General features: G+C 67.4%; 22 protein-coding genes and 2 tRNA genes. 16 read left to right on the top strand and 8 right to left on the bottom strand.

Features of this window, described 5'->3' with window-relative positions:
* Window positions 1-403: 403 nt before the first annotated feature.
* The 3 genes from KHO18_RS14080 to KHO18_RS14090 form a co-directional block, all read right to left on the bottom strand.
* Window positions 404-631 carry a hypothetical protein gene (locus KHO18_RS14080; RefSeq protein ID WP_144199643.1) on the bottom strand — a complete coding sequence of 76 codons (228 nt, stop codon included), beginning with the start codon at window positions 629-631 and terminating at the stop codon, window positions 404-406.
* Between the two features lie 133 nt (window positions 632-764).
* Window positions 765-1,037 (bottom strand): hypothetical protein, encoded by a 273-nt coding sequence (locus tag KHO18_RS14085; RefSeq protein ID WP_092290299.1) that lies wholly within the window; start codon window positions 1,035-1,037, stop codon window positions 765-767.
* 30 nt (window positions 1,038-1,067) lie between these two features.
* Window positions 1,068-1,346, bottom strand: coding sequence for a hypothetical protein (locus tag KHO18_RS14090; RefSeq protein WP_144199641.1), 279 nt, complete (start codon window positions 1,344-1,346; stop codon window positions 1,068-1,070).
* Between the two features lie 369 nt (window positions 1,347-1,715).
* Here KHO18_RS14090 and KHO18_RS14095 point away from each other — a divergent pair, with 369 nt between their 5' ends.
* On the top strand, window positions 1,716-3,848 hold the full coding sequence (locus KHO18_RS14095; RefSeq protein ID WP_211943407.1) for a serine/threonine protein kinase: 2,133 nt from the start codon (window positions 1,716-1,718) through the stop codon (window positions 3,846-3,848).
* Between the two features lie 34 nt (window positions 3,849-3,882).
* Here KHO18_RS14095 and KHO18_RS14100 read toward each other — a convergent pair whose 3' ends face one another.
* Window positions 3,883-5,154, bottom strand: coding sequence for a formylglycine-generating enzyme family protein (locus tag KHO18_RS14100; RefSeq protein WP_144199637.1), 1,272 nt, complete (start codon window positions 5,152-5,154; stop codon window positions 3,883-3,885).
* Window positions 5,155-5,436: 282 nt separating this feature from the next.
* On the opposite strand from KHO18_RS14100, the gene KHO18_RS14105 reads away from it, so the two are divergent.
* From KHO18_RS14105 to KHO18_RS14145, 9 genes are all read left to right on the top strand, one after another.
* A complete protein-coding gene (locus KHO18_RS14105) occupies window positions 5,437-5,877 on the top strand; it encodes a DUF4399 domain-containing protein (RefSeq protein WP_144199635.1) in 441 nt (146 codons plus the stop codon).
* Between the two features lie 40 nt (window positions 5,878-5,917).
* On the top strand, window positions 5,918-6,421 hold the full coding sequence (locus KHO18_RS14110; protein ID WP_144199633.1) for a DUF4399 domain-containing protein: 504 nt from the start codon (window positions 5,918-5,920) through the stop codon (window positions 6,419-6,421).
* A 301-nt stretch (window positions 6,422-6,722) separates the two neighbouring features.
* Window positions 6,723-6,992 carry a hypothetical protein gene (locus KHO18_RS14115; protein ID WP_144199631.1) on the top strand — a complete coding sequence of 90 codons (270 nt, stop codon included), beginning with the start codon at window positions 6,723-6,725 and terminating at the stop codon, window positions 6,990-6,992.
* Window positions 6,993-7,188: 196 nt separating this feature from the next.
* On the top strand, window positions 7,189-8,664 hold the full coding sequence (locus KHO18_RS14120; protein WP_211943408.1) for an efflux transporter outer membrane subunit: 1,476 nt from the start codon (window positions 7,189-7,191) through the stop codon (window positions 8,662-8,664).
* A gap of 198 nt (window positions 8,665-8,862) precedes the next feature.
* Entirely contained in the window at window positions 8,863-11,457 is a 2,595-nt protein-coding gene (locus KHO18_RS14125) for an FHA domain-containing protein (protein WP_211943409.1), read from the top strand.
* The gene (locus KHO18_RS14130; protein ID WP_144199625.1) at window positions 11,454-12,836 is read left to right on the top strand and encodes an HlyD family efflux transporter periplasmic adaptor subunit; all 1,383 of its coding nucleotides are present in this window, start codon (window positions 11,454-11,456) and stop codon (window positions 12,834-12,836) included. Before KHO18_RS14125 ends, KHO18_RS14130 begins: the two co-directional genes overlap by 4 nt.
* A 31-nt stretch (window positions 12,837-12,867) precedes the next feature.
* Window positions 12,868-13,620, top strand: coding sequence for a peptidylprolyl isomerase (locus KHO18_RS14135; protein WP_144199623.1), 753 nt, complete (start codon window positions 12,868-12,870; stop codon window positions 13,618-13,620).
* Complete coding sequence (locus tag KHO18_RS14140; RefSeq protein ID WP_144199620.1) at window positions 13,601-16,711, top strand: peptidase domain-containing ABC transporter; 3,111 nt, start codon at window positions 13,601-13,603, stop codon at window positions 16,709-16,711. The genes KHO18_RS14135 and KHO18_RS14140 overlap by 20 nt, the downstream gene beginning before the upstream one ends.
* Window positions 16,708-18,024, top strand: a complete 1,317-nt coding sequence (locus KHO18_RS14145) for a sigma-54 interaction domain-containing protein (protein WP_144199618.1) — start codon at window positions 16,708-16,710, stop codon at window positions 18,022-18,024. Before KHO18_RS14140 ends, KHO18_RS14145 begins: the two co-directional genes overlap by 4 nt.
* A gap of 9 nt (window positions 18,025-18,033) precedes the next feature.
* On the opposite strand, the gene KHO18_RS14150 is transcribed toward KHO18_RS14145, so the two are convergent.
* Together KHO18_RS14150 and KHO18_RS14155 are read right to left on the bottom strand one after the other, a co-directional pair.
* Window positions 18,034-18,813, bottom strand: coding sequence for a PP2C family protein-serine/threonine phosphatase (locus KHO18_RS14150; protein WP_144199616.1), 780 nt, complete (start codon window positions 18,811-18,813; stop codon window positions 18,034-18,036).
* A 103-nt stretch (window positions 18,814-18,916) separates the two neighbouring features.
* Complete coding sequence (locus tag KHO18_RS14155) at window positions 18,917-19,207, bottom strand: hypothetical protein (protein ID WP_144199614.1); 291 nt, start codon at window positions 19,205-19,207, stop codon at window positions 18,917-18,919.
* A gap of 408 nt (window positions 19,208-19,615) precedes the next feature.
* Between KHO18_RS14155 and KHO18_RS14160 the strand changes: the two genes are divergently transcribed.
* The 5 genes from KHO18_RS14160 (at window position 19,616) to KHO18_RS14180 (ending at window position 21,670) form a co-directional block, all read left to right on the top strand.
* Complete coding sequence (locus tag KHO18_RS14160; RefSeq protein WP_144199612.1) at window positions 19,616-20,077, top strand: lecithin retinol acyltransferase family protein; 462 nt, start codon at window positions 19,616-19,618, stop codon at window positions 20,075-20,077.
* A gap of 257 nt (window positions 20,078-20,334) precedes the next feature.
* Window positions 20,335-20,409: transfer RNA gene (locus tag KHO18_RS14165), tRNA-Arg, on the top strand.
* A 150-nt stretch (window positions 20,410-20,559) separates the two neighbouring features.
* Window positions 20,560-20,635: transfer RNA gene (locus KHO18_RS14170), tRNA-Met, on the top strand.
* A 295-nt stretch (window positions 20,636-20,930) separates the two neighbouring features.
* The gene (locus KHO18_RS14175) at window positions 20,931-21,128 is read left to right on the top strand and encodes a hypothetical protein (protein WP_144199500.1); all 198 of its coding nucleotides are present in this window, start codon (window positions 20,931-20,933) and stop codon (window positions 21,126-21,128) included.
* 266 nt (window positions 21,129-21,394) lie between these two features.
* On the top strand, window positions 21,395-21,670 hold the full coding sequence (locus KHO18_RS14180) for a hypothetical protein (protein WP_244844801.1): 276 nt from the start codon (window positions 21,395-21,397) through the stop codon (window positions 21,668-21,670).
* 22 nt (window positions 21,671-21,692) lie between these two features.
* On the opposite strand, the gene KHO18_RS14185 is transcribed toward KHO18_RS14180, so the two are convergent.
* Entirely contained in the window at window positions 21,693-22,025 is a 333-nt protein-coding gene (locus tag KHO18_RS14185) for a DMT family transporter (RefSeq protein ID WP_144199496.1), read from the bottom strand.
* A gap of 289 nt (window positions 22,026-22,314) precedes the next feature.
* On the opposite strand from KHO18_RS14185, the gene KHO18_RS14190 reads away from it, so the two are divergent.
* Window positions 22,315-22,845: a hypothetical protein gene (locus KHO18_RS14190; protein WP_211943410.1), complete on the top strand. Its 531-nt coding sequence runs from the start codon at window positions 22,315-22,317 to the stop codon at window positions 22,843-22,845.
* 6 nt (window positions 22,846-22,851) lie between these two features.
* Here the strand turns inward: KHO18_RS14190 and KHO18_RS14195 are convergent, their stop codons facing one another.
* On the bottom strand, window positions 22,852-24,039 hold the full coding sequence (locus tag KHO18_RS14195; protein WP_211943411.1) for a benzoate/H(+) symporter BenE family transporter: 1,188 nt from the start codon (window positions 24,037-24,039) through the stop codon (window positions 22,852-22,854).
* Window positions 24,040-24,165: the final 126 nt, after the last annotated feature.

The raw sequence follows: 24,165 nt of genomic DNA on the forward strand, positions 1-24,165 counted from the left end.
CATCGGCATCGTCGCAATCCTCCTGCGCCACTTGCGAATGCTTCTCGCTTGAAAGCGGGGGCGTCCTGCCTATACTCAGAGCGCGAGCAATCCATGCCCGCATGGGGCGGACACCCATCGTTCCCGATGACTCGCCTTCGGCAAGGTTAGCTTGCCGCTCGCCCCCGGCATTGCGGTCATTGATGCCACTGCCAGGTTTTCTTCGACTATCCGGGTGGTCCGGATGGACGTCCGCGTCATGGGCGGAACCATGGGAAAACATGCTTGGCACAGGAATGACCGGAATTCGCCGGCGACGTTGACCCAGGTGGTCCGGGCCCGTCCGCAACCAAAGCCCGCCAGTTGTCTGGCGGGCTTTTCTTTGCTGCGACGGTACTGCTTTGTTTGCCGGGGCGTATCGCGCCTATTTGCGCGGCAGCTTGCCGGTCACCCGTTCCTGCCCTGCATGCTGTCCGGATGCCTCGGGCTTGCCCGGGAAGCCTTCCGGATACTGGATCAGGCGCGCCTGCGCACGGCGGTGGGCCTGCCAGTGGCGGCCGCCTCCGGTGCGGGCACCGCCCGTGATGGCGCTCATGGCCTCGCGGTCGAGGTCCATGTTCTCCGTCAAATCCTTGATGACGATCACTGCCATGGCGTTCTCCAGCTTTTGGGCCTGGCCATGGCCGGTCTGTTTGGGGCCGGCCGGGCGGCGCCGGGGCAGGCGCGGGCCCGATTCAGTATAGGCCAGCGGTGCCGCCGTGGCGGCACCGCCACTGGGGGGGCGGTCAGGCCGCCGCCCAGTTGCCGCCCCACTGCGACGGGTTGACGCCGAGCTTGATGTTGCCCAGGTCCACGCCGACCAGCGTGTTGTTGTTGAACGCAGCCACGTTCACCTGCTGCAGCTGCTGCACGCTTTGGTTGATGTTGATGTTGACGTTGGCCAGCGGGCCCATGTTGCCGGCCTTGGCGAGCCAGCTGTTGCCGCCACGGATGGCGCACAGTGATTTGCGGTCGAGTTCCTTGCTGGCGGCAAGGTCGCGCACGATGATCGAAGACATGATGGACTCCTTGATCCGGAACCGTTGGGTTCAGACCGCGCCGTACACGTTGTTGCTGGCCGTCTGCGAGGTCGTCACGGTGTTCTTCATGTGTTCCTGGAAGGCCGAGCCGTTGCCGAACGCGCTCGTCACGCTTTGCATCTGCTGGTTCTGCTGGTTGATCTCGGTGTGCTTGTCGATGGACAGCTTGAACGGGCTGTAGACCGAGGTGTACGGGGCGAAGAGGCCGAGGCCGCCGGAAACGGCGCTCATCTTCTTGGCGTCGAGGGTTGCGGTCGAGGACAGGTCTTGGATGGTCAGCGTGGTCATTTCAGTTCTCCTAGAGAGGAAGGGTGAAGCTTGGTGGTGGTTGAGCATCGGGTTGGTGTCGCGCTCGGTTGTCATATCGCAGCAAGCGTGCCAGCGCAGGCCCGGAACATCGAAAAAACCTGAAAAGCCGCGTAGGGCAAGGCGTTGCGGGATGGTCGGCGCCGGCACGGCGCCAGCGCGCGGTGCCGCAGGGGGAGGCGAGTGGTGGATTGCCGCCAACACATCGGCCGCGCCTGTCGGCGCAGGGCCAACGACCCGGGCAGTACCGGGTTTGCGATTGGACAGAGTGCGCACTAGTATCCATCGTGGGCGATAGTTCGTGACGTAGCGGCATCGCCGGTCCGCAACCACTCGTCGGGATCGCATCTGATGTCTAGCCTGACCGACCTGATACGCAACTTCCAGCGCGGTGGCCTCTCGCGTGACGAGTTCCTTGCGTCAGTCGACCTGGCCCTCCAGGACGACCAGACCCAGCCGACCCAGCTCGCCCGCGTGCTCAGTGAAGAACACACGCGCGCGCCGCTGCCGCCTGGCGTCTATGCCGAGGTGATGCGCCGCATCGAGTCGCGCGTGGCCACGCAGTTCGACCCGATCATCGGGGATGCCATGCGCGAGCCGCTGGGCGAGGAAACCCGCATGGCGCCCGAGCCGCCTTCGCCATCGTCGCCATCGTCATTCTCTTCAGCCACGTCGCCGTCCACTCCCTCCGGCGGGCAAAGCGGCAACACTGGCAGTACGGGCAACACTGGCGGCTATGTCACCGCCGGGGCCAGCAAGGGCGTGGGCGATACCCTCAACGGCCGCTTCGTGCTCGAGGAGTGCCTGGGCATCGGCGGCATGGGCACGGTCTACAAGGCGCTCGACCTGCGCAAGCTAGAAGCCTCCGACCGCAAGCCCTATATCGCCATCAAGGTGCTGAACCTCCAGTTCAGCGGGCACCCCAAGTCCCTGATGGCATTGCAGCGCGAGGCGCGCAAGGCGCAGACGCTGGCGCACCGGAATATCGTCACCGTCTACGACTTCGACCGGGACGGCCCGACGGTCTTCCTGACCATGGAATATCTGTCCGGGAAGTCCCTCAACCGCGTGCTGCGCGCGCCGGACTTCGCGGGCCTGCCGTATGCCAAGGCGCTGCCGATCATTGTCGGCATGGGCCGGGCGCTGGCCTATGCGCACGAGCGCGGCTTCGTGCATTGCGATTTCAAGCCGGCCAATGTGTTCCTGACCGATCGTGGCGAGGTCAAGGTGATCGACTTCGGCATCGCCCGCGGATTCCAGCAGCCGACTGACGACGCGGACCAGACCGTGTTCGATCCCGGCTCGCTGGGCGGCATGACGCCGGCCTACGCCAGCCCGGAGATGTTCGAGCACCGCGAGCCCGATCCGCGTGACGATATCTACGCGCTGGCCTGTGTGACGTATGAACTGCTGACCGGCAAGCATCCGTACGAGCGGATGTCGGCCAACCAGGCGCGGGCCTCGCATATGAAGCCGACGCCGCCGAAGGTGCTCAGCCGCAACCAGTGGAAGACGCTGCGCCAGGCGCTCTCGCTCGACCGTGCCACGCGCACGCCCACCGTGAAGCGTTTCCTGGAAGGGCTGGGCGCCGAGCCGGCGCGCGCAACGTCGAGCGTGCCGATGGCGATTGGCGGCGTGCTGGCGGGCGCCGCGCTCGTGGCGGGACTGGGCTACTACGTGTGGCGCATGGGCGCCCCGCCGAAGGCATCGACGGAGACCACCCAGGCCGGCACCACCGAGCCGGCCGCTGCCGAGCCGCCAGCCCCGGCCGCAGAGCCGCCGAAAGCGGCCGAGGCGCCGGTAGCTCCGAAGGCCCCCGACCCCAGGCTCACGTTGCAGGCCGTCACGCCCGTGCTGGCCGCCGCGCCGTGCTCGCTGCTCACGGCTGCCGTCGATGGCGGCACGCTGCACGTGGAGGGCTACGTGGCGGAGACCGCCACGCGCAAGCTGCGCGACCAGTTGAACGCCATCCCCGGCGTGAAATCGCTGAAATTCGACGCCCAGCCGCTTGCCGCCGACAAGTGCGATGTAGTGCGCCTGGTGGCGCCGTACTGGTCCGGACACAAGCCTGGCGGTGCCGTGGTGCGCACCCGGGGCGGCAGCAAGCTGACCGAGGGCACGCCGCTGATCATGGACCTGACCACGCCGGGGCAGGAGACCTATGTCTACGTCGATTACTTCGTCGTCGATGGCAAGGTGGCTCACCTTGTGCCCAGCAAGCGTATTCCGGGGCACCAGGCGCCGGCCAGTTATAGCGCCACGATCGGGGAGGCGGGGGAGTGGGTGGTCTCGCGGCCATTCGGCACGGAACTGGTGGTGCTGCTGACCACCCCGGCGCCGCTGTTCGACTCGCGCCGGCCCGAGTTCGAGACCCGGCAGGAATACCTGCGGGCGCTCGACAAGCCGCTCGCGCAGATGGCCGGCAAGTACGGCCGGGACCGCATCAGCGCGGACCTCGTGCAGATCTCGACCAGCCCCCGCTAGTTCGAGCTAGTTCGAGCTAGTCTTCGCCAGTCCGCTACTTCATGTCGCGCGCCACGCGGAAGCCGTTCTGTGACTGGCGCACGCTGGTGCTGTACTTGAAGCGCGTGGAAGACACCATGTAGGTCGCCCCCTCCCGCCAGGAGCCGCCGCGGATCACGCGCGCAGTGCAGGCCGCTTCGTCCCAGGCCCGGCCATCGACGGGTGCGTTCTTGTAAGAGCTGTGCCAGCAGTCGGCCACCCATTCCCAGACGCTGCCGTTCATGTCGTGCAGGCCGTACGGATTGGCCGGGAACGAGCCGACGTTGGCCGGCGCGGCATCGCTCCAAGGCTCGCCGCAGTCCTTGCAGTTGGCGTTGCCCTTGCGCATCTGGTCGCCCCACCAGTAGGCGGAGCTGGTGCCGCCGCGCGCCGCGTACTCCCATTCGGCCTCGGAGGGCAGCCGGTAGGTCTTGCCGGTGGTCTTGGTGAGCCAGGCGAGGTATTGCTGGGTGTCATCCCAGCTGACGTCGCGTACCGGGGCGGCCTTCGCCTCGGCAGGATTGGTGGCAATGCGCGGGCAGGCGTTGGCATCGGCGCAGGCATTCCATTGTTCGACGGTCACCTCGAACTTGCCGATGGCGAACGGCTGGCTGATGGTCACGCGGTGCGGCGGGCGCTCGGCGGGGTCGCTGGTGCTGCTGCCCATGGTGAAGCCGCCCGGGCTCACGCTGACGAGTACCGGGCAGGCCGGGCAGTCGCGGATCTCGCCGCCCTTGGCTTCGGCCGGCCTGGCCGGCGCAGAGGCTGGGGCGGGGGCGCCTTCCTTGCCTTCGTTCGCATAGGTCACCGTGCCCTGCGCGATGGGCCCGCCACTGCGCGAGCGCGGCTGGTTGGCGGCGGGTGGCGGGGTGGGTGTGGCGGGTGTGGCGGGCGTGGGGGGCGTGGTCGGGGTGCGGGCAGCAGGCGGTGGGGCGGGTGTCGGCGCCGGGGCCGGCTTGGCTTCCACCTTCGGCTCGGGCTTGGCGGGCTGGGCCGGAGCGGTGGCCTTGATGCGCTCGATGCGTGACTTGGCGAGCGCCGCGAATCGCCCGTTCGGGTATTGCTTCAGGTACGCCTCGTAGTCGCTCGCGTAGTTGCTGTTCTTGATGGAGTCCCAGAACGACAGTTCGTACTGCTCGTCACTGTTCTTCGGCAGGATGCCGGCACTGGCCGACGTGGCGAACATCGCACCCGCCACGCCGAGGGCGACGGAGGTCGCGCCGCAGAGCGCGCCACCACCCAACAACGCACTGCCAATCCATGACACGACAAGAGTTTTCCGCCACATATCCAGGCCCCGTGGGTGCTGCGCAGCGCGCGGTGTGAAGTTGCCGTGACGCAATTCCGGCTCGTTTCAAGATAGCACAGCAGGTGTGGCGCGAAAGGTCGCCGTGCCGGGCCGCCCGGTTCGCTTCCGTTCGCTTTTTCCGATCTTCCGACCTACGCTTGAGGACACATCGCCGAGCGCACTGCCGCCACAACACCAATCAAGATCCGCTGCCCGCTCGCCTCGCCGGTGTTCCCGTGAGGGCACCGTGTGAAGCGGACAGATCTCCGGGAGGAGCCGCGTATGTCCAGTCGATCCCCGCTCCGCGTGCTCGCGGCCACCGTGCTTGCCACGGGACTGGCCGTCTACGCCACCCTCGCCACGCCGCTCACCCCCGCCCCGAAGAACGCAGAGACGTACATCATCTGGCCAAGCGACGGCACCGTTATCGAAGGCGGCAAGCTCTGGGTCCGCATGGGCCTGAAAGGCATGGGCGTCTGCCCGAAGGGCATCGAGCGCCCCAACTGCGGCCACCATCACCTGCTGATCGACACCGAGCTGCCGCCGATGGACAAGGAAATTCCCAACGACCGCAACCACCTGCACTTCGGCGCGGGCGAGACCGACGCGCGCATCGAACTGCCGCCGGGCAAGCACACGCTGCAGCTGCTGCTGGGCGACAGCAAGCATGTGCCGTTCGATCCGCCGATTTATTCGAAGAAGATCACGATCACCGTGCGGTAGCGCACATTCGCCGATGATCGCCGTGCAGGGGAGGGAAGCCATGACGAAGCCAGTCGCCGCAGTGATCGTTCTTGCCGCCGGCTGTCTGTGGGCAGGCAGCGCCCTGGCCGCAGACGCCTCGGCGCCCGCCGCCACGGCCGGGCGTGCCGCGCATGGTGGGGCCACGGCCGCCCCGGCCAGCGGCCCCACGCCGGCGCCGAAGAACGCCTATCTCTATATCGGCTATCCCAACAACAACCAGACCCTGCCGGCCGGCAAGCCGGTCAAGGTCTGGTTCGGGCTGCGCAACATGGGCGTGGCGCCCAAGGATGTCAGGTTCCCGAACACCGGGCACCACCATCTGCTGATCGATGTGGACCTGCCGCCGATGGACAAGGAAATTCCCAACGACCGCAACCACCTGCACTTCGGCGCGGGCGAGACCGAGACCACGGTGGAACTGGCGCCTGGCAAGCACACGCTGCAACTGCTGATGGGCGACGAAAAGCACATCCCGACCAATCCGCCGGTGTACTCGAAGAAGATCACGATCTATGTGAAGTAGGCGGGCGGAACGCCTGCTCCACGCGGCGCGCAGCGATGCGCGCCTTTTTTATCGGCGATGTTGGCAGCGGCCAGACAGTTTGCCCGCAGGCGTTGTGCCGCCACCAACAGGCCGGGGCCCGGCCGCACCCCATCCCATGTGACGCGATGCTCCGCCAACCCTTGACCCGCCAGCCCTGGCGGGTTTTTTTCTGCCTTCTGGCACGGGCTGGCACGCTTGCTGCGATATGACAACCGAGCGCGACACCAACCCGATGCTCAACCCAACCAAGCCTTACCCCTTCCTCTCTAGGAGAACTGAAATGACCACGCTGACCATCCAAGACCTGTCCTCGACCGAAACCCTCGACGCCAAGAAGATGAGCGCCGTATCCGGTGGCCTGGGCCTCTTCGCCCCGTACACCTCGATCTATCACCCGGTGAAGATCGACTTCGACAAGACCACGACGATCAACCAGAGCAACCAGCAAATGCAGGAAGTCAACAACCTGTTCGGCAACGGCTCGGCCTTCCAGGACCATCTGAAGAACACGGTCACGACGTCGCAGACCGCCTCCAACAACGTGTTCTGATTCATCGCCGGTTCAGATCGGCAGGGCACCGCGAACGACGGTGCCCCGAGCCGCACGGGGAGCATTGCGCCGGGGACCCCTCCGTCCCGGCGCCTTTTTTTTCGCCCCGCACGCATGTCGAGGTTGGAGCTGGCTCCGCTTCGCACCACAATACAGTCGAGCGCCACGGCAGGCAGCACGCGTCCGAGGGCGTTCCATGCAGGATGTCATCGTGTTCGCTTTCGCCCCGGCCCCCGCCGCACTGGCCAGACCTGTTGCCGCCGCGCTCTGCGCGCTGCTGATGGCCGGCTGCGCCGATTTTCGCCCCCCAGAGTACAAGCGCCCGGAAACGCCGGCCAAGACGGACTGGTCGCGCACGGAGTCGATCACCGTATCGCCGGCCGAGACCATCGTGCCGAACTGGTGGCAAGGCTTCGGCGACTCCTATCTCGATGAACTGGTGGCCAAGGCACTGACCGGCAACTACGACATCCGCGTGCTGGCCGCCCGCATCCGCGTGGCGAGCGCGCAGATTGGCGAGGCACGTGCCGGCGCGCTGCCCGTGTTCGACATCGGCGCCGGCGCGAGCTTCGACAAGACCACCGGCCAGGCCATGACGCGCACCTTCAACCTGGGCGCCACGGTCAACTGGGATATCGATATCTGGGGCAAGGTGGAAAAGGGCGTGCAGGCCCAGACCGCCGAGTACCGCGCCTCCGAGGCGGACTGGCGCGCAGGCTACCTCGCGCTGGTATCCGATGTGTCGATCACGTACTTCACGCTGCTCCAGCTCGACGAGCAGATCGCCCAGCAGCGGCTCACAGTGTCCCGCAACAACGACATCCTGACCACCTACAAGGCGATGTTCGCCAACGGGCTGCTGCCGCAGATCCGCGTGATGCAGCAGCAGGCGGAAATCAACCGCCTCAACAAGGACCTGATCGAGCTGCGCCGTTCGCGCGACGTGGCCGAGAATGCACTGGGCACGCTGGTCGGCGTGCCTGCCGGCGACTTCAAGGTGCCGGCGGGGCGGCTGCAGGACCGGGTCAAGCTGCCGGTGGTGCCGGCCGGGCTGCCGTCGCAGTTGCTGGCGCGTCGCCCGGACATCGTCGCCGCCGAGTACCGGGTGCTGTCCGCGTACAACATCGTCGGCCAGGCCCGGCTCGCCCAGCTGCCCAGCATCAGCCTCACGGCGCGCGGCGGCACGGCCAGCTTCGCGCTGTCCGACCTGCTCAAGTCCTTCACTTTCGGCTTCATGCCGAGCATCAACCTGCCGATGCTCGACCCCAATGTGCGCGCCCGCGTGAAGACCACCGAGGCCAATATCGGCGTGGTGGAGAACGAGTACGGCCGCACGGTGATGACGGCGTTCGAGGAAGTGGAGAGTGCGCTGGTCAATGTGGATGCCCACAAGCGGCAGCGCATTGAACTCCAGCAGCAGGTGGATCAGCTGCGCGTCGTCTCCACCCAGATCGAGGCGCAGGCCAAGGAAGGCATTGCGTCACAGCTGGAGGTCTTCGAGACCGAGCGTTCGCTGCTCCAGGCCCAGCTGGCGTTGTTGGCGGCCCACCAACAAATCCTGGCCGATACCGTCACGCTGTACAAGGCGCTCGGTGGCGGCTGGCCGAGCACCACCGTCAGCAATGCCGCGCCAGCCAACGGCGTGAATACGACAGCGAACGTAGCGCCTTAGCCGCACGCGCGCACAAAGCGTTTCAACCTTGAAACCCGCCTGCCGCGTGCCTTCGCGCAACGCTGCACCGCAGCGGATTGACTCCCGAAAAGCGTGGCCTACTATGTTCATACGCGTGACCTCCCGTACCCCCGTGGCCAGGAAAACCGGCCATGTGCGGCACAGCGCCACCGGCCCGACTGTTGGTTCCGTTGAAACATGACGCGCGACGATGCCCTGATCATGGAAATGCCGGTGAGAACGGGGCAGGCGTTCGACGTCCTGCTGATGCCCGTGTCCCGGCCCGAACTCGGCGAGATCCGGATCGGGGAGGATTTGTTCGCCATCGGCCGTGGCGAGGCGCCGTTCGTCGCCTATCCGGCGGAGACGGTCTCGGTACTTTCGCGCCGCCACGCGCGCATTTTTGCCGAGGACGGCGCCGTCTACGTGGCGGACCTCGGCAGCAAGAACGGCACGCGCGTGAATGGCGATGCCGTGGCCAAGCAGCCGGCGCTGCTGCGCGATGGCGACGAGGTGAGCTTTGGCGCGGCGCTGTCGTACCGCGTGCGCGTCTATCCGCGGCCCCCGGCGCCGGAGCCGCCACGTCTGGCCGTCACGCTCGCGCCGATCCGCCCGGAAATCGGCTTGCAGCCGGTGGTCGTCTCGGGCTTCCCGTTCCTCGTCAGCAAGGCCGATGACACCTTCGCGCGCTATCGCGACGACTATCCGCATCAGGTCAACTACCTTTCGCGCCGCCATGCGCACCTGTTCCTGAAGGCGGGGTCGCCGTGGCTGGAGGACCTGGGCAGCACCAACGGCACCTTCGTCAACGGCGTGCGGCTCGAGGACCAGGCCGTGCGCCTGGAGCCCGGCGATGTGATTGCGTTCGGCGGCAGCCATTTCGTCTACCGCGTGGATATCGAGCGTGAAGACGATGCCGACGCCACCGCCACGCGCTCCGTGCTGTACGAGGCACCGCCGCCTGCGTCTGCGCCAGAGGCAGCGTCCGCGCCTGCCGCCCCCGATTCGCTGGGCGCCGACCCCGACAAGACCACCTTCGTCGGCGCCGCCGATTCCTTCCTCGACATCTTCTGCGTGGACTATGCCGCCGCGCAGGAGGACGAGGTGAACCCCGAGCCAATGCCAGATGGCGGCCACGCCCAGGCCCACAAGCCGGCGTCGCGCGGCAAGGTGGCCATGCTGCTCGCCGAGGCGGCGCGCACCTTCGGCATCGATGACCGGCGCAAGCAGGCGCGCGTGGCACGCTGGGGCGCCGTGGCGCTGCTGCTGGCGGCCATCGGCGGCGGCTACCTGTACTGGCGCGGGGCGCCGGACCGCTCGCTGACCGCGCTGATGGATGCCGGCGAGTACGCCCGCGCCGCCGCGCTGGCGGACGACTATCTGACGCGGCATCCCGACAACACCCAGTACCAGGCAACCGGCACCGAGGCGCTGATGCGCGCCTGGGTGCCGCCGTGGACCGCGCGAGTGCGTGCGAAGGACTTCAGTGGTGCCGACGCCGTGCTGGCCGAGATGCGCGCCCACAGCCGCCATAACGCCGATGGCCGCGCATTGATCGACGAACTGGAATGGGTGGCCAGCGTGGCGCGACTGATGGCGGCACGCGGCGGCCCGGACGCCCCGATCCGCATGTATGCCGACGAAGCGCGCATCCGCGCCCTGGTGGCCCGCTGGGGTACGGACACGGTGGCACACCAGCGCGCGCTCGGCCGCATCGCCAACCAGGTGCCGGTGTTCCGCGACGCCTATGCGGAGGGGCTGAGCAACCTGCGCAGGCTCCAGAACGAGGATTCGGTGTACCTCGCCGCGATCGACCGCTTCAATGCCGCCATCGCCACCGAACTCGCCCGCGAGCAGCCCGAGGCGCTGCAGACGATGCTGTCCGACTACAAGGACAAGTACCCGCGCCTGGCCGGGCTGGACCGCGTGGAGAGCGACCTCAAGCAGTACACCGCGCTGATCGAGTCGCTGCGCCAGCGCGCCACCGGGCCGCTCGTCGCCCAGATGCGCCAGGTCAGCTTCGCCACGCCGCCGTTCAAGGCGCAGTACGAGGCGCTGCTGGCGGCAAAGCTGCCGCCGGCCGACGTGCAGCGCCAGTACGCGCTGGCCGACGATGCCTGGCGGCGCGGCGACAGCACGGCGGCCATCGACGCGCTGCGCCAGATCAACAGCGGCCCGTGGGCGGCCGATGTGGCCAAGGACGTGGCGCACAAGCAGCAGGTCGCCGCGCAATTCGCCAAGGTGAAGGAGGGCAGGGCGGGCAATAGCGGCTACGAGGACGCCTTGCTGGCCTTCTATGCCGCGCTCGACCCGGACGCCGATGCCTATTACGTGAAGGCCATCGACGCCGACGTCAACACGATCCGCGAGGCGGCGCTGCGCCGCGCCAACCAGCTGCTGAACCGCGCCGCCACGCAGTGGCGGCAGTACCGCAACAACGGGCTGATTGCGGGCGAGCAGCGGCTGGAGGCGGGTATCTCGCCGAAGTTCCGCGCGCAGGCCCGTCTGCTGGCCGAGGCGCAGGGCGACGCCCGCCAGGGCTTGCGCATCTACAGCCAGCTCAAGGCCGGCGACATGGCGGAGTGGACCAAGGTGCGCGACGAGATCCAGGCCGAGGTAGACCTCCAGCGGCGCTCGCTCAACGACCTGCGCATGGTGCTGGACCCGGCCGTGCTGCGCGCCAAGCTCGAACTGGTGGGCGAAGGCAGCAAGGGCGCCGCACCCGACGCCGCACCCGAGGGCGCCACCCCCGCCACCCCTGCCAGCACTACCGCATCCGGAGGCGCGCGATGAGCGAGGATCCCCGCGACAGCAAGCTGCGCCCGCTCAACGAGGCGCTGGAGGACCACAGCGCCGAAGGCATCGCCATCTTGAGTTCCGAGCCCTGGCGGCTGTCGATGCTGACCGTGGTCATCACCGGCGCGCTGGTGATCTGCGCGCTGATCTGGTCATTCTTCGGGCATGCCGATGTCATCGTGACGGCGCACGGCACGCTGGCGCCGGAGTCGGAGGTGCGCCGCTTCTACGCGCCCGTCGATGGCGAACTGGCCGACCTCTACGTGGCCGAGGGCCAGCCGGTGTCGAAGGATGACGTGCTGGCGCGGCTCAACGCGCGCGGCGCGATCGAGGCGGCGGCCAGCGCGCTGGAGGCGCAGCTGAAGCTGGAGGACTCCGAGCGCGAGTGGAAGCAGTTTCCCGAGCGCAAGGTGCTGATGGAGCGCCGCGCGCAGGCGCTCAAGCAGCAGATCGAACTGGCCACGCGCCAGCACGAGAACCGCATGGCCGAGGGCACCACGCGGTTGGCCGAGCAGCAGCGCGCGCAGTTGCAGGAGGCGCGCAGCAACCTCGAGAACGCCCGCCGTGCGCGCGACTTCGCCCGGCAGGAGCAGGACCGCTACGCGCGGCTGTTCGCGCTGCCGGCGGGCGGCGGGGTGTCGCAGTCGCAGGTGGAAGGCAAGCGCGCCATTACCCAGGACGCCGAGAACAACCTGCGCGTGGCGCAGTCGCGGCTGACCGAGCTGGACGCGCGGCTCTCGCAGCAATACACGCAGGCCAGCGCCCAGCTGGAGGGCAGCGGCCAGGAGCTGGCCAACCTGCGCATCCAGTACGACGCCGCGATGCGCGAGATCAGCAACACCGAGGACAAGCTGCGCCTGCAGGTGCAGACCGCCCGCCTCGTGGCGGAGGCCGCCGCGCGCATCAAGTTCGAGAACATCGACAAGGACAACTTCCTGCTGATCGTGGCGCCGGTGTCGGGCGTGATTACCGACGTCACCTCCACCCAGCGCGGCGACAAGGTGCAGGCCAACGCGCCGCTCGGCGGCATCGCCCCAAAGGATGCCCGGCCGATGCTGCGCATCGAGATTGCCGAGCGCGACCGCGCCTTCCTGCGCGAGGGCCTGCCGGTGAAGCTCAAGTTCAACGCGTTTCCGTACCAGCGCTACGGGCTGATCGCGGGCACGCTGGAGTACATCTCGCCGGCCACCAAGCCGTCGGGGCCGGACAAGCAGCCCGTGTACGAGGGGCGCGTGCGGCTGGCGCAGGACTACTACGCCGTGGCCAGCAACCGCTACCCGCTGCGTTACGGCATGACCGCCACGGCGGAGATCGTGGTGCGTGAGCGCCGCCTGATCGACCTCGGGCTTGACCCGTTCCGGCAGGTGGCGGGCTGAACAGATTCCAGCAATAAAAAAGGAGAGGGCGATGACAGCCATCGTGCGGATCGACGAGGAAGTGATCGGCGTCGACGAATTCGTGAGGGTACTCAAGCTCACCGGCCAGTTCGAGGGGCTGGTGGAGCAGCTCGTGCGTGACAAGCTGACCGCCCACGCGGCGCGGCGGCACGGCGTCAAGCTGGCGCCGGCGGAGATCCAGGAGCGCGCCGACCAGTTCCGCCGCGTGCAGGGGCTGCATCGCGCGGCGGACATGAACCATTATCTCGACGCGCTCGGCATCACCCTGGACGAGTTCGAGGCGTTCATCACCGACAGCCTCTACCAGGAGAAGATGCTGGCCGAGGTCTGCAATGACGCAGCCATGGAGACCTACTTCCAGCTCAACTCGCCCAAGTTCGACAGCATCGAGGTGAGCCATATCGTCGTGGATACCGAGGGCAAGGCGCGCGAGCTGGTCTCCTACCTCCAGGACGACCCGGACAGCTTCGCCGAGATGGCGCGCGAGCACTCCATAGCCGATACGCGCGAGCAGGGCGGCGACATCGGCAAGGTGCTGCGCGGCTCGCTCAAGAGCGACATCGAGGCCAAGGTCTTCAATGCCGAGCCGGGCGCCCTGCTGGGGCCGTTCCCGGCGGCGGACCGCTCGTTCTTCGAGGTGTTCCTGGTGCGGGCCAAGCATCCGGCGCGGCTCGATGCTGACGTGGCCGTGGAGGTGCGCCGGCTGCTGCGCGAGGAATGGCTGATGGCCAGGGCTCAGGAACATGTCATCCAAGCCCGCTAGCGATGCCGCCGCCGAGGCGCTCCCGCCAGGGGCCGCCCCCACGCTGGCCGCCCCGACGCTAGCCGATTTCCTCGCCACGGTGGAGATCCTCTCGCCACTCTCGCGCGAGGAACTCGAACGGCTGGCCGCCAGCGCGCGCACGCTGACCTTCGGCTTCGGCGACACGGTCTGCAATGCCGGCGACCCGGCCGAGGGTATTTTCATCGTCCGGGCCGGCTCGGTGCGCGTGTTCAACGAGGAGCACGGCAAGGAAATCAGCATGGGCGTGCGCAAGGCCGGCGAGGTCTTTGCCGATATCGCCTTGCTGCGCGAGTACCGGCACGAGTCCTCCGTGCGGGCGTCGGGCAAGACCGAGCTGATCACGATTCCGCGCAGCGTGTCGGAGCCGGTGGTTGGCGGCAACCCGGCCGCGCTGGCCTTCATCACCAGCTACGTGGCGATCAGCTCGGCTGGCGGCTTCGTCGCGCGGCTGTTCGATTTGCGCGGCAAGCTGGACAAGAGCGAACTCGAAGACGCCGTGCGCAGCGTGGGCGTGAAGCGTGTGGCGGCCGGCAAGCCCATCCTCCAGCAGGACGGCCGCGACGACCGCCGCCTCTACGTGGTGCGGCAGGGCACGGTGCGGATCGTGCGCGAGGAGGACGGCGACACCTTCCCGCTCGCCACGCTCGGCCAGGGCGAGATCTTCGGCGAACGGGCCTGTGTGATGCGGCAGGAGCAGATCGCCTCGGCCATCGCCGAAACCGATACGCGGCTGCTGGTGATTCCCGAGAAGACGGTCCAGCTGATCCTGGAGCGCAACGTGCGGCTGCGCGAGGTGCTGGAGGAACGCATCCGCGCGGTAGACCGCGAGCTGCACCGCCAGAAGAAGCTGGCCGAGCGGCGCAAGCGGCCGGTGCTGCTCGATCTCCATTCCAAGCCGGAGTTCGGCGAGCGCGTGATCCGGCGCTTCGCACTGGTGGAGCAGGCCGAGGAGATGGATTGCGGCGCCGCCTGCCTGGCGATGATCTGCCGGCACCACGGCATACCGATGACGCTGGGCAAGCTGCGCGAGCTGGCCAACGTGACCACCTCCGGCGCCACGCTGGACAGCCTGGCGCGCGCGGGCGAGTCGCTCGGCTTCACCACGCGCGGTGTGCAATGCACGCGCGACGCGCTGCAGGGCTTTGAGCTGCCGTTCATCGTGCACTGGGAGGGCTACCACTACGTGGTGGTGTACGGCATCTCGGCGCGCCATGTCTGGGTGGCCGACCCCGCCATCGGCTTCCGCAAGATGAGCACGGAGGAGTTCGAGCGCGGCTGGAGCGGCACCTGCCTGCTCTTCACGGCCGGCGAGAGCATGGCCGAGCTGGCCGTGGCGCGCTCGCCCTGGCTGCGCTTCATCGGCTATCTGGCGCCGTACAAGCGCATCCTCGCGCACCTGTTCCTGGCCACCTTCGTGATCCAGATGCTCGGGGTGGTGCCGCCGCTGATCATCCAGAACATCCTCGACGGCGTGGTGGTGCACCAGAACGTCGGCCTGCTGCACCTGCTGATCCTGGGGCTGGTGATCTCCAGCGTGTTCACCCAGCTGATGGCGACCGTCCGTGCGTACCTGGCCAACTTCATGGTGCGTAATATGGACTTCGCGATGATGTCGCACTTCTTCAAGCACACGCTGTCTTTGCCGCTGTCGTTCTTCGCCAAGCGCAAGACCGGCGACATCTTCGCGCGCTTCCAGGAGAACCAGACGATCCGGGCCTTCCTGACCGAATCCACGGTGACCACGGCGCTGAACCTGCTGATGGTGTTCATCTACTTCACCATCATGTTCTTCTACAACGTCAAGCTGACGCTGTTGCTGATCGCCTTCATCATCCCGATTGCCGCGCTGACCGTTATCGTCACGCCGAAGGTGAAGACCTACGCGCGCGACGTGTTCGCGGCCTCGACCGACGCCAAGTCGTACCTGATGGAGACGCTGGGCGGGGCGGAGACGGTGAAGGGCATGGGCATCGAGCGGCCGGTGCGGCTGCGCTGGGAGCGCAAGTACGCCAAGGCGCTGGAAAAGCAGTACCAGGCCCAGTCCTTCCACATCCTGGTCGGGCTGGTCAGCCAGGTCCTGAACGCGGCCACGACCATCGCCGTGCTGTGGGTGGGCGCCACGCTGGTGCTGGAGCGCGAGCTGACCATCGGCCAGCTGATCGCCTTCAACGCCTTCATGGGCAGCGTGCTGGCCCCGGTGATGGGGCTGGTGGCGCTGTGGAGCCAGCTCAACGACGCCGGCGTGGCAATGGAGCGGCTGGGCGACGTGCTGGACCTGGAGCCGGAGCAGAAGCCGCAGGACGTGCTGTCGCGCGTGATGCTGCCGGACCTCCAGGGCGATATCCGCTTCGAGGGCGTGTACTTCCGCTACGGCGGCGAGGACACCCCCTACGTGCTCGAGAACATCAGCTTCCATATGCGGCCCGGCGAGATGGTGGCCATCGTGGGCCGCAGCGGCTCCGGCAAGACCACGCTGGCCAAGCTGCTGGTGGGCTTCTACAAGCCGTGCGAGGGGTCGATGTCGGTGGATGGCTATGACCTCAACGTGATCGACGCCGGCTTCTATCGCGCCCAGGTGGGCTATGTGATGCAGACCAACCTGCTGTTCTCGGGCACCATCGCCGAGAACGTCGCCTGCGGCGAAGACAGCCCCGACCGCCGCCGCATCGAGGAAGTGGCGAAGATGGCGGACGCGCACGCCTTCATCTCCAAGCTGCCGCTCGGCTACGAGCAGGTGGTGGGCGAGCGCGGCATCGGGCTGTCGGGCGGGCAGATCCAGCGGCTGTGCATCGCGCGGGCGCTGTACCACGACCCGCGCCTGCTGGTGTTCGACGAGGCCACCTCGGCGCTGGACACGCAGTCGGAGAGCAACATCCTCGCCAACATGCAGGAGATCCTGCGCGGGCGCACGGCGGTGATCATCGCGCACCGGCTCAGTACGATCATGCAGGCGGACAAGATCCTCGTGCTGTACGAAGGCGGCATCGTGGAGCAGGGGCGGCACGAGGAACTGCTCGCGCGCCGCGGCATGTACTACCAGTTGGTTCAGAAACAGTTGAGCGCGGCATGAAGCTATTCAACCAGGGCACGCCTGTTACCTCCGCGGTGTCGTTTGCCGGGCTGATCGAGAAGATCGAGATCCTGCGCTCCACGCTGCGCTGGTCGTCGCGGCTGGAGCGGCCCGAGATCGAGAAGCTGCTCAAGCAGGCCACCACGCTGCGCGACGAGGTGATGGGGCTGTCGCACAAGGAGCGCTTCGTGGCGGCAGCGTCGGCCGAGCCCGAGGCGGTGACCGAGGTGGAGCCGGTGGACCTGTCCTCGCGCGAGCGGCGCCAGGCGCTGATGGAGCGCAGCTTCATCTTCGAGGGCACCTTCGGCGACAACCCCAAGCTGCTGGAGGCGCTGGAGATTGCCGAAAAAGCCTCCCCGACCGACCTCCCGGTGCTGATCGACGGCGAAAGCGGCACCGGCAAGGAGCTGATGGCGAAGGTGATCCACGCCAACGGCTCGCGCACGGACAAGCCGTTCATCTCGGTCAACTGCGGGGCGATTCCGGACAGCCTGCTCGAATCGGAACTGTTCGGCCACAAGAAGGGCGCGTTCACGGGCGCCGCCAACGACCGGCGCGGCAAGTTCGAGAGCGCCCACACCGGCACGATCTTCCTCGACGAGATCGGCGAACTGCCCCTGGTCGGGCAGGTCAAGCTGCTGCGCGTGCTGGAGGCGCACGAGATCCAGCGCGTGGGCTCCGACGAGGTGATCTCCGTGGACGCCCGCATCGTGGCCGCCACCAACAAGGACCTACGGCGGATGAGCCAGGAAGGCACTTTCCGCGAAGACCTCTTCTACCGGCTCAGCGTGATTCATGTGACGTTACCGGCACTGCGCGAGCGGCGCGACGAGATCGCGCTGCTGGTGGCCTATTTCGGCGATGAGTCCGCCGGCCAGTTGAAGCGCCGTCCGGTCAAGCTGACGCCCCGCCTGCGCGACTTCCTGATGCACTACGACTACCCCGGCAATATCCGCGAACTGCGCAACCTGATGTACCGGATTTCCTGCCTGGCCGGCGATACGGCCGATCTGGCCCACCTGCCGCAGGACATCCGTCCCCGGCCGGCGGGGCTGTCCGTGGTGGCGGGGGCAGGGCGCGCCGGCGTGGCGGACGTGACCACGGCCACCTCGCTGGCCGAGGCCAAGCGCGCCGCCAGCGACGAGGCCGAACGGGCCTTCCTCGAACGGGGCCTGCAGGAGGTGGGCGGCACGGTGGCGGAGCTGGCGCGGCGCTTCGAGATGAATCGCTCGCACGTGCAGATGCTGCTCAAGAAGCACGGCATCCATTCGAAGGATTTCCGGGGCAGCCGGACGGCGGAGGGTGGGAAGTAGGCTCGCGGCTCAGACTTCCGGATTGAGCAGGGTCATGTCGGAGCCGCCGCCGATGTCCTCGGCGCGCAGCACGACGACGGAGACGTTGTCGTGCCCGCCATTCACCAGCGCTTGCTGCACCAGTTCGTTGGCTGCCGCCGCGCAGTCCCCCGCGCTGGCCGCCAGCACCGCCGCGATGCCGGCATCCTCCACCTCGTTGCTCAGGCCGTCGCTGCAGAGCAGGAACATGTCGCCGTCGCCCACTTCGAGCGTCAGTACGTCGAGGTCTAGCCGGGTGGCGGCGCCCACGGCGCGCGTGATGGTGTTGTGGGCGGGATGGTGCTTGGCCTCCTCGGCCGTAATCAGCCCCCGGGCGCGCAGCCGCTCCACCTGGCTGTGGTCGCGCGTGAGCTGTTTCAGGTGGCCGGCCCGGAAAAGATAGAGCCGGCTGTCGCCGGCCCAGAGGCACCCGCAACGCCGCTCACAGGCCAGCATCGCCACGACGGTGCTGCCGATCACCCGCACCTTCATCCGCGCGGCTTCGTCGATCAGCGCCTGGTTCACGGCAAGGAGCGCTGTGCGGGCGTCGTCCAGCGCGCCATCCAGGCTGCCGGGCGGCCCCAGGCCGGAGAGGGCCTGGACGATGGCGCGGCTGGCGAAGTCGCCGACGGCATGGCCGCCCATGCCGTCGGCCACCGCCCAGATGCCGCGTTCGGGCAGGTCCAGGCATGCGTCCTCGTTGCGTCCCCGCACCCGGCCGACGTCCGTGGCGGCGGCCGAGCTCCAGCGGAATTCCGTTGCGCAGGTCACGGTGTGCTCCGGCGCGGAAGAAAGCGGCTCCGCGCAAGCGCCGCCCCCCGGGGCAGCATCAAAGGGTGGCCGGTGGGAGTGCTCCCCGGCCACCGGGCAGGACTCAGATCAACCGACCCTTGTTCCGGGCGTCCAGCGCGGCGTCCACGGTAATCGTCGAATTGGGCGCGTTGTTCTGGACGTCGATGTTCTGGAACTGGTTGTTCATCTGATCAGCATAGAAGCTGTAGTTGATCTCGTAAAAGTTCACGACAGGAGACGCGCTGGGGCGGGCGGCCACGTAGGGCTGGATCCAGCCGAACACCCACGGGGCGCCGCCGCCGCGAATGCAGGACATGGCGCGGAAATCCAGCTCGTGACGGGTGTCGAGGTCCTTGACGATGAGGGTGGCCATGATGGTCTCCAGAGTCGGGGGCGGCGTGTGGCGCCATGCCTGAATAGAGCAATCGGTGTGCCATTGCGGATTTGTGATGCACGCGGCGCATGCCGGGCGCGGCGTGGCGTCCGGACGGCTTGCGGCGTTGGCACCAGCCCAACACCGGGCCATACGGGTGTCGGCTGCCACCCGCCACCGCGCTGCGTCGCCGGGCGGGCAAGCAAAAAGCCCGGCTGATGGCCACCAGCCAACACATCGCCCGGAAAACTGTTGGATGGCCGCGCACGGTTGCCGGCGGGCAAGGGGTGCCGATCGCCCGCAACCCCTTGTCTCGCCGTGGTTCGATGGCATTGGCACGCTTGATGCGGTTGGTTGGCATCGACACAGCACTGGCTGCCTCCCACCGACACCGAACCGAGAACTGCCATGAACACCCAAGACCAACAACAAGACGACTACCTGCCCGGCGCCCACCTGGTCACCGAACGCAACGGCTACGTCCACCATGGCATCTACGCCGGCAACGGCCGCGTCATCCACTACGCCGGCTTCTGCCACGCCCTGCACGCCGCCCCGGTCGAGGAAACCTCGCTGGCCCAGTTCGCCCACGGCCATTCGGTGGCGGTGAAGGCCGAACCCTGCGCCTGCTACCTCGGCATGGAAGCCGTCGCCCGCGCCCGTACCCGCCTCGGCGAAGACCACTACCACCTGCTGACCAACAACTGCGAGCACTTCTGCACCTGGTGCCTGCTCGGCCAGGCCCGCAGCGAACAGGTGGATGCCTGCCTGCGCCAGCCCCGCGCCGCCGTCCAAACCGTCATGGCGATGGTGCGGGCCCTGCTGGCCTCGATCGGCACCGGTACCGGCACCGGCCTGACCGCCGCCTGATCGGATCAACGAACCAAACAGGGAGCAAACCATGAGCGGACTGATCGATTGGGTAGGCTGCGAAAGCCGCCAGGCAAGGGCCTGCCACCGGCGGGCCGCCCGGGCCACAGCCAGTGGGCGAGGTGACCAGCAAGGCGCGCGCCGCCGAACCAGCGCCCGCCGCCGGCCATGGGCCGAACTTGCCGAGTTTGCTATACTCCGCCCCGTCTTCCGGCTCGGCCGGCCCATGGCGGCTGGCACACCGTGCAGACGGTCCGCTCGCCGTAGTTCAATGGATAGAACGAGCGCCTCCTAAGCGCTAGATACAGGTTCGATTCCTGTCGGCGGGACCATCATCAAGTCCGCAGTGGTTCTCTGAAGTTCTCCGCTTCGCGATAAATCGCGTCAAATCGATGCACTTCAGAACTACAGCAAAAGCCCGCGCGAGCGGGCTTTTGCATTCTTCTGTATCAATGCGCTGCCGATCCGCGTATAGTCCGCCCCGCGGGGTGGAGCAGTTGGCAGCTCGTCGGGCTCATAACCCGAAGGTCGCAGGTTCAAGTCCTGCTCCCGCAACCAGATTCGAAAGCCCGCGGGCGCTCCGCGCGCTCCCATTCCGGGTATCTTGGAAGCGCAGACCGCAAAGGCCTGACAAGTCCGTAGCACGGAAAACGAATAAGCCCCGCCGGTTCCAGCCGAGCGGGGCTTTTCATTGGCGCCAGCGATGTTCTGGCCAACCTGCCGGTGCCTGCTCTGCCCGCCGCCTACCCCGGCGTTAGCGCCAAGGGGGCTGGCGGCGCCTTCACCAAACGTTACAGAAGTCACTTTGCGTGGGCGGTATCCTTGCCTCCTTCTACAAGGAAGGATGGGTGAAATGAAGCCTTTGCTGGTGATCGTTGCGGCGTGCGCCGCGCTGTTGAGCGGTTGTGTTGTGGCACCGTATCCCTATGAGGAGCCGGCAGGTGGCCCAGGTTGTCCGCCCGGGCAGGCCAAGAAAGGCAACTGCCGTGTCGATCAATATGGCAACGAGTCATTCTGCCCGCCGGGCAAGGCCAAGAAGGGGCAGTGCTGAATTTGACTTCCCCGCCGGCGTGACCGCCCCATACGAAACAGGCCAGCTTCCCCGAAGCCGGCCTGTTTTGCTTTGGTCGAGCATTTCCTCACGTCCCCATCCTTCCGAGCGTCAGCGCACCGTTTGATGTGGCGGCCGGGCGCCGACCGGCTATGATGTCGCCTGCGCGCCTCCTGCGCGTCGTAGAAATCCTAAAAGACCCGGTTCGCCTTCTTTCGCAAATGCCCCCTGTCAGGTCGTATCACCGCTGGCTGCCGGCGCTGGCCATGTTTGGCGCCATTCACGCCCTGGCTGCCACGCCGGACCCGGCGTTGACCGATACGTCCGGGTGCACCGCGCTGATCGATATCGTCCAGGAAAGCCTGCGGGGTGAGATCGACGTGGCCTGCCCGGTGTCTGACAAGGTGGTCTGCGAATCGAAGAATGGCCAGATCCGGGCGCTGCTCGAGATCATCGACCAGCGTCGCAAGCGCAATGCCGACGAGTGCGACACGCTGGCGCAGGTCAACCGTCTGCTCCGCACGCTGCCGCCGAAGTCCTGATTCCCACCGCCCCTGTCGGGGCTCAGTGGCTCATCTTCGAGAACAGCTGGATCACCGCCACCCCCGCAATGATCAGCCCGATGCCGATCCACGCTGCCAGGTCAGGCACCTGCCGGTACAGCACTGATGCGATCAGCGTCACCAGCACGATCCCCGCCCCGCACCAGATGGCATAGGCCACGCCCACCGGCACGGTCTTCATGACCTGCATCAGCAGCCAGAACGCGGCCACGTAGCCGGCAACCACCAGCACGCTGGGCCAGAAGCGCGTGAAATTCTCGGCCGCCTTGAGGCTGCTGGTGGCGATGACCTCGGCCACGATGGCCAGCGCAAGCAAAAAGTATCCGTTCGACATGGCAGATGATTGACGTCAATGGCAGGCCAAAGGCCGGGCAAAAAGCGGCGCCAGAGGCGCTATGGCACGGTATTATGCGCCGCGCTGCCAGGCGGAATGTGATGTGCCCTCCCTCGCGGTGGTTGTGCAAATGCTCATTGCCGGCTTGAATGGATGCATGCGTATGACGCAAGGGTCGCCCGGGCAGTGCAAAAGAGGCGGTCCAGACAGTCGCGGTGTTAACCCGACCATGCCGGCAACCACAACTAGGCCGGTGGCGGGTGTTGGCTGACGGGTAAAGGGGAGCAGTATGAAGCAGGATCTTGACACCGCAACGGCATGGCCGAAGCCGCATTTCGCCGACATCGAAGGCGCGCCGGACACCTTGCCACCGCATGACGCCACCGAGGGCGTCTGGCAGAACACCATCGCTGCCGCGGACCACGCGCTGGAAGAAGCGAACCGCATCCAGCGGGGCGTCCAGCAACATCTCAAGCTGATGCAGGAAGTGCGCGCGCTGCGCGACGAACTCCACAAGGCCCACGCCGAGGTGGATCGCTACCGGGGCATGCACGCCCGGGTGGTGGTGGGCATGCGCCAGCTGGAAGAGGACAACAACGCGGAAATCGCCCGGCTGCGCGCCGACAACGAAATCCTCCACGTCCGCCACCGGGTCTACAAGCTGCTGGCCGAGCACTACGCACTGGCCGCGCTGCGCATTGATCCCCCACGGTTTGCCGAGCACCGCGACCGCGTGCTGGAACACGTGCTGTTCCAGCGCCGCAAGGGCGTGCCGGTGACGCAGATGGCCGCCTCCGACGTCGCCTTCCTGCTGATGTAAACCCGCTCAGGCAGCCCGCTGGCGCGGGCGCAGCACCGCCAGCGCCAGCATGCCGCCCACCACGCCCCAGAAGGCCGAACCCACCCCGGCCAGCGTCATGCCCGACGCGGTGATCATGAACGTCAGCAGCGCTGACTCGCGCTCCGCTGGCGCCTGCATGGCCACGGTCAGGCCGTTGGCGATGGAACCCAGCAGCGCGAAGGCCGCCACGGCCACCACCAGTGCCTTCGGGAAGGCCGCGAACAGCGCCGCGATGCTGGCCGCCATGATCCCCGCCGCCAGGTAGCCGATGCCGCAGACCACGGCGGCCATGTAGCGGCGGCGCGGGTCGGCGTCGGCCTCGGGGCCGGTGCAGATGGCCGCCGTGATCGCCGCGAGGTTGATGCCATGCGAGCCGAACGGCGCCAGGATGGCCGATGCCACCCCGGTCACCGTGATCAGCGGGCTGGCCGCCACGTGGTAGCCGTCCGCGCGCAGCACGGCCAGCCCGGGAATGTTCTGCGACGCCAGCGCCACGATGAACAACGGCACGCCGATGCTGATAAAGGCCGACAGCGAGAACGCCGGCGTGGTCCATACCGGCAGCGTCACCGCGAATCGGATTTGTTCGAAATGGAGTTGCCCAAGCACGCCAGCCAGCGCCACGCCCACGAGCAGCACGCCCGGTACCGCGTAGCGCGGCCACAGGCGGCGTCCCACTAGATAAGTACCGAACATGGTCAGCAGCAGCACCGTCTGGTGCGCCGCCTGCACGAAGACATCCACGCTGATCCGGAACAGGATGCCCGCCAGCAGGGCCGAGGCGATGCTCGCCGGCAACGCGCGCATCAGCTTGTCGAACCAGCCGGTCAGCCCGGCGGCCGTCATCAGCAGCGCGGCGAGCAGGAAGGCGCCGATGGCCTCGGGGTAGGGCACGCCGGGCAGGCTGGCAATCAGCAGCGCCGCGCCGGGCGTGGACCAGGCCACCACGATCGGCACCCGGGTCATCAGCGACAGCCCCAGCGTGGTCACCCCCATGCCGATGGATAGCGCCCAGATCCATGAGGCGATCTGGGCATCGCTCAGATGCGCCGCCTGCCCGGCCTGGATCATCAGCACCAGCGAGCTGGTGTAGCCGGTGAGCATGGCGATCAGCCCGGCCACCGTCGTGGAAAGGGAAAGGTCGGACAGCTTGAGGGGGGCGGCGGCAGTCATGGTCGATGCGAAGGGGCGGATGGCCGACATCTTCGCATGGATGGGGACGGCGGGGGGCGCGCCGGAACAGCGCACCCCTGGCGGTGCCGGTCGCGCCTGCCGACAAGCTTGATCACCGACACCCCG

Origin of the sequence: Cupriavidus campinensis (genome assembly GCF_905397395.1) — a bacterium.
GTDB classification, from domain to species: Bacteria; Pseudomonadota; Gammaproteobacteria; order Burkholderiales; family Burkholderiaceae; genus Cupriavidus; species Cupriavidus campinensis.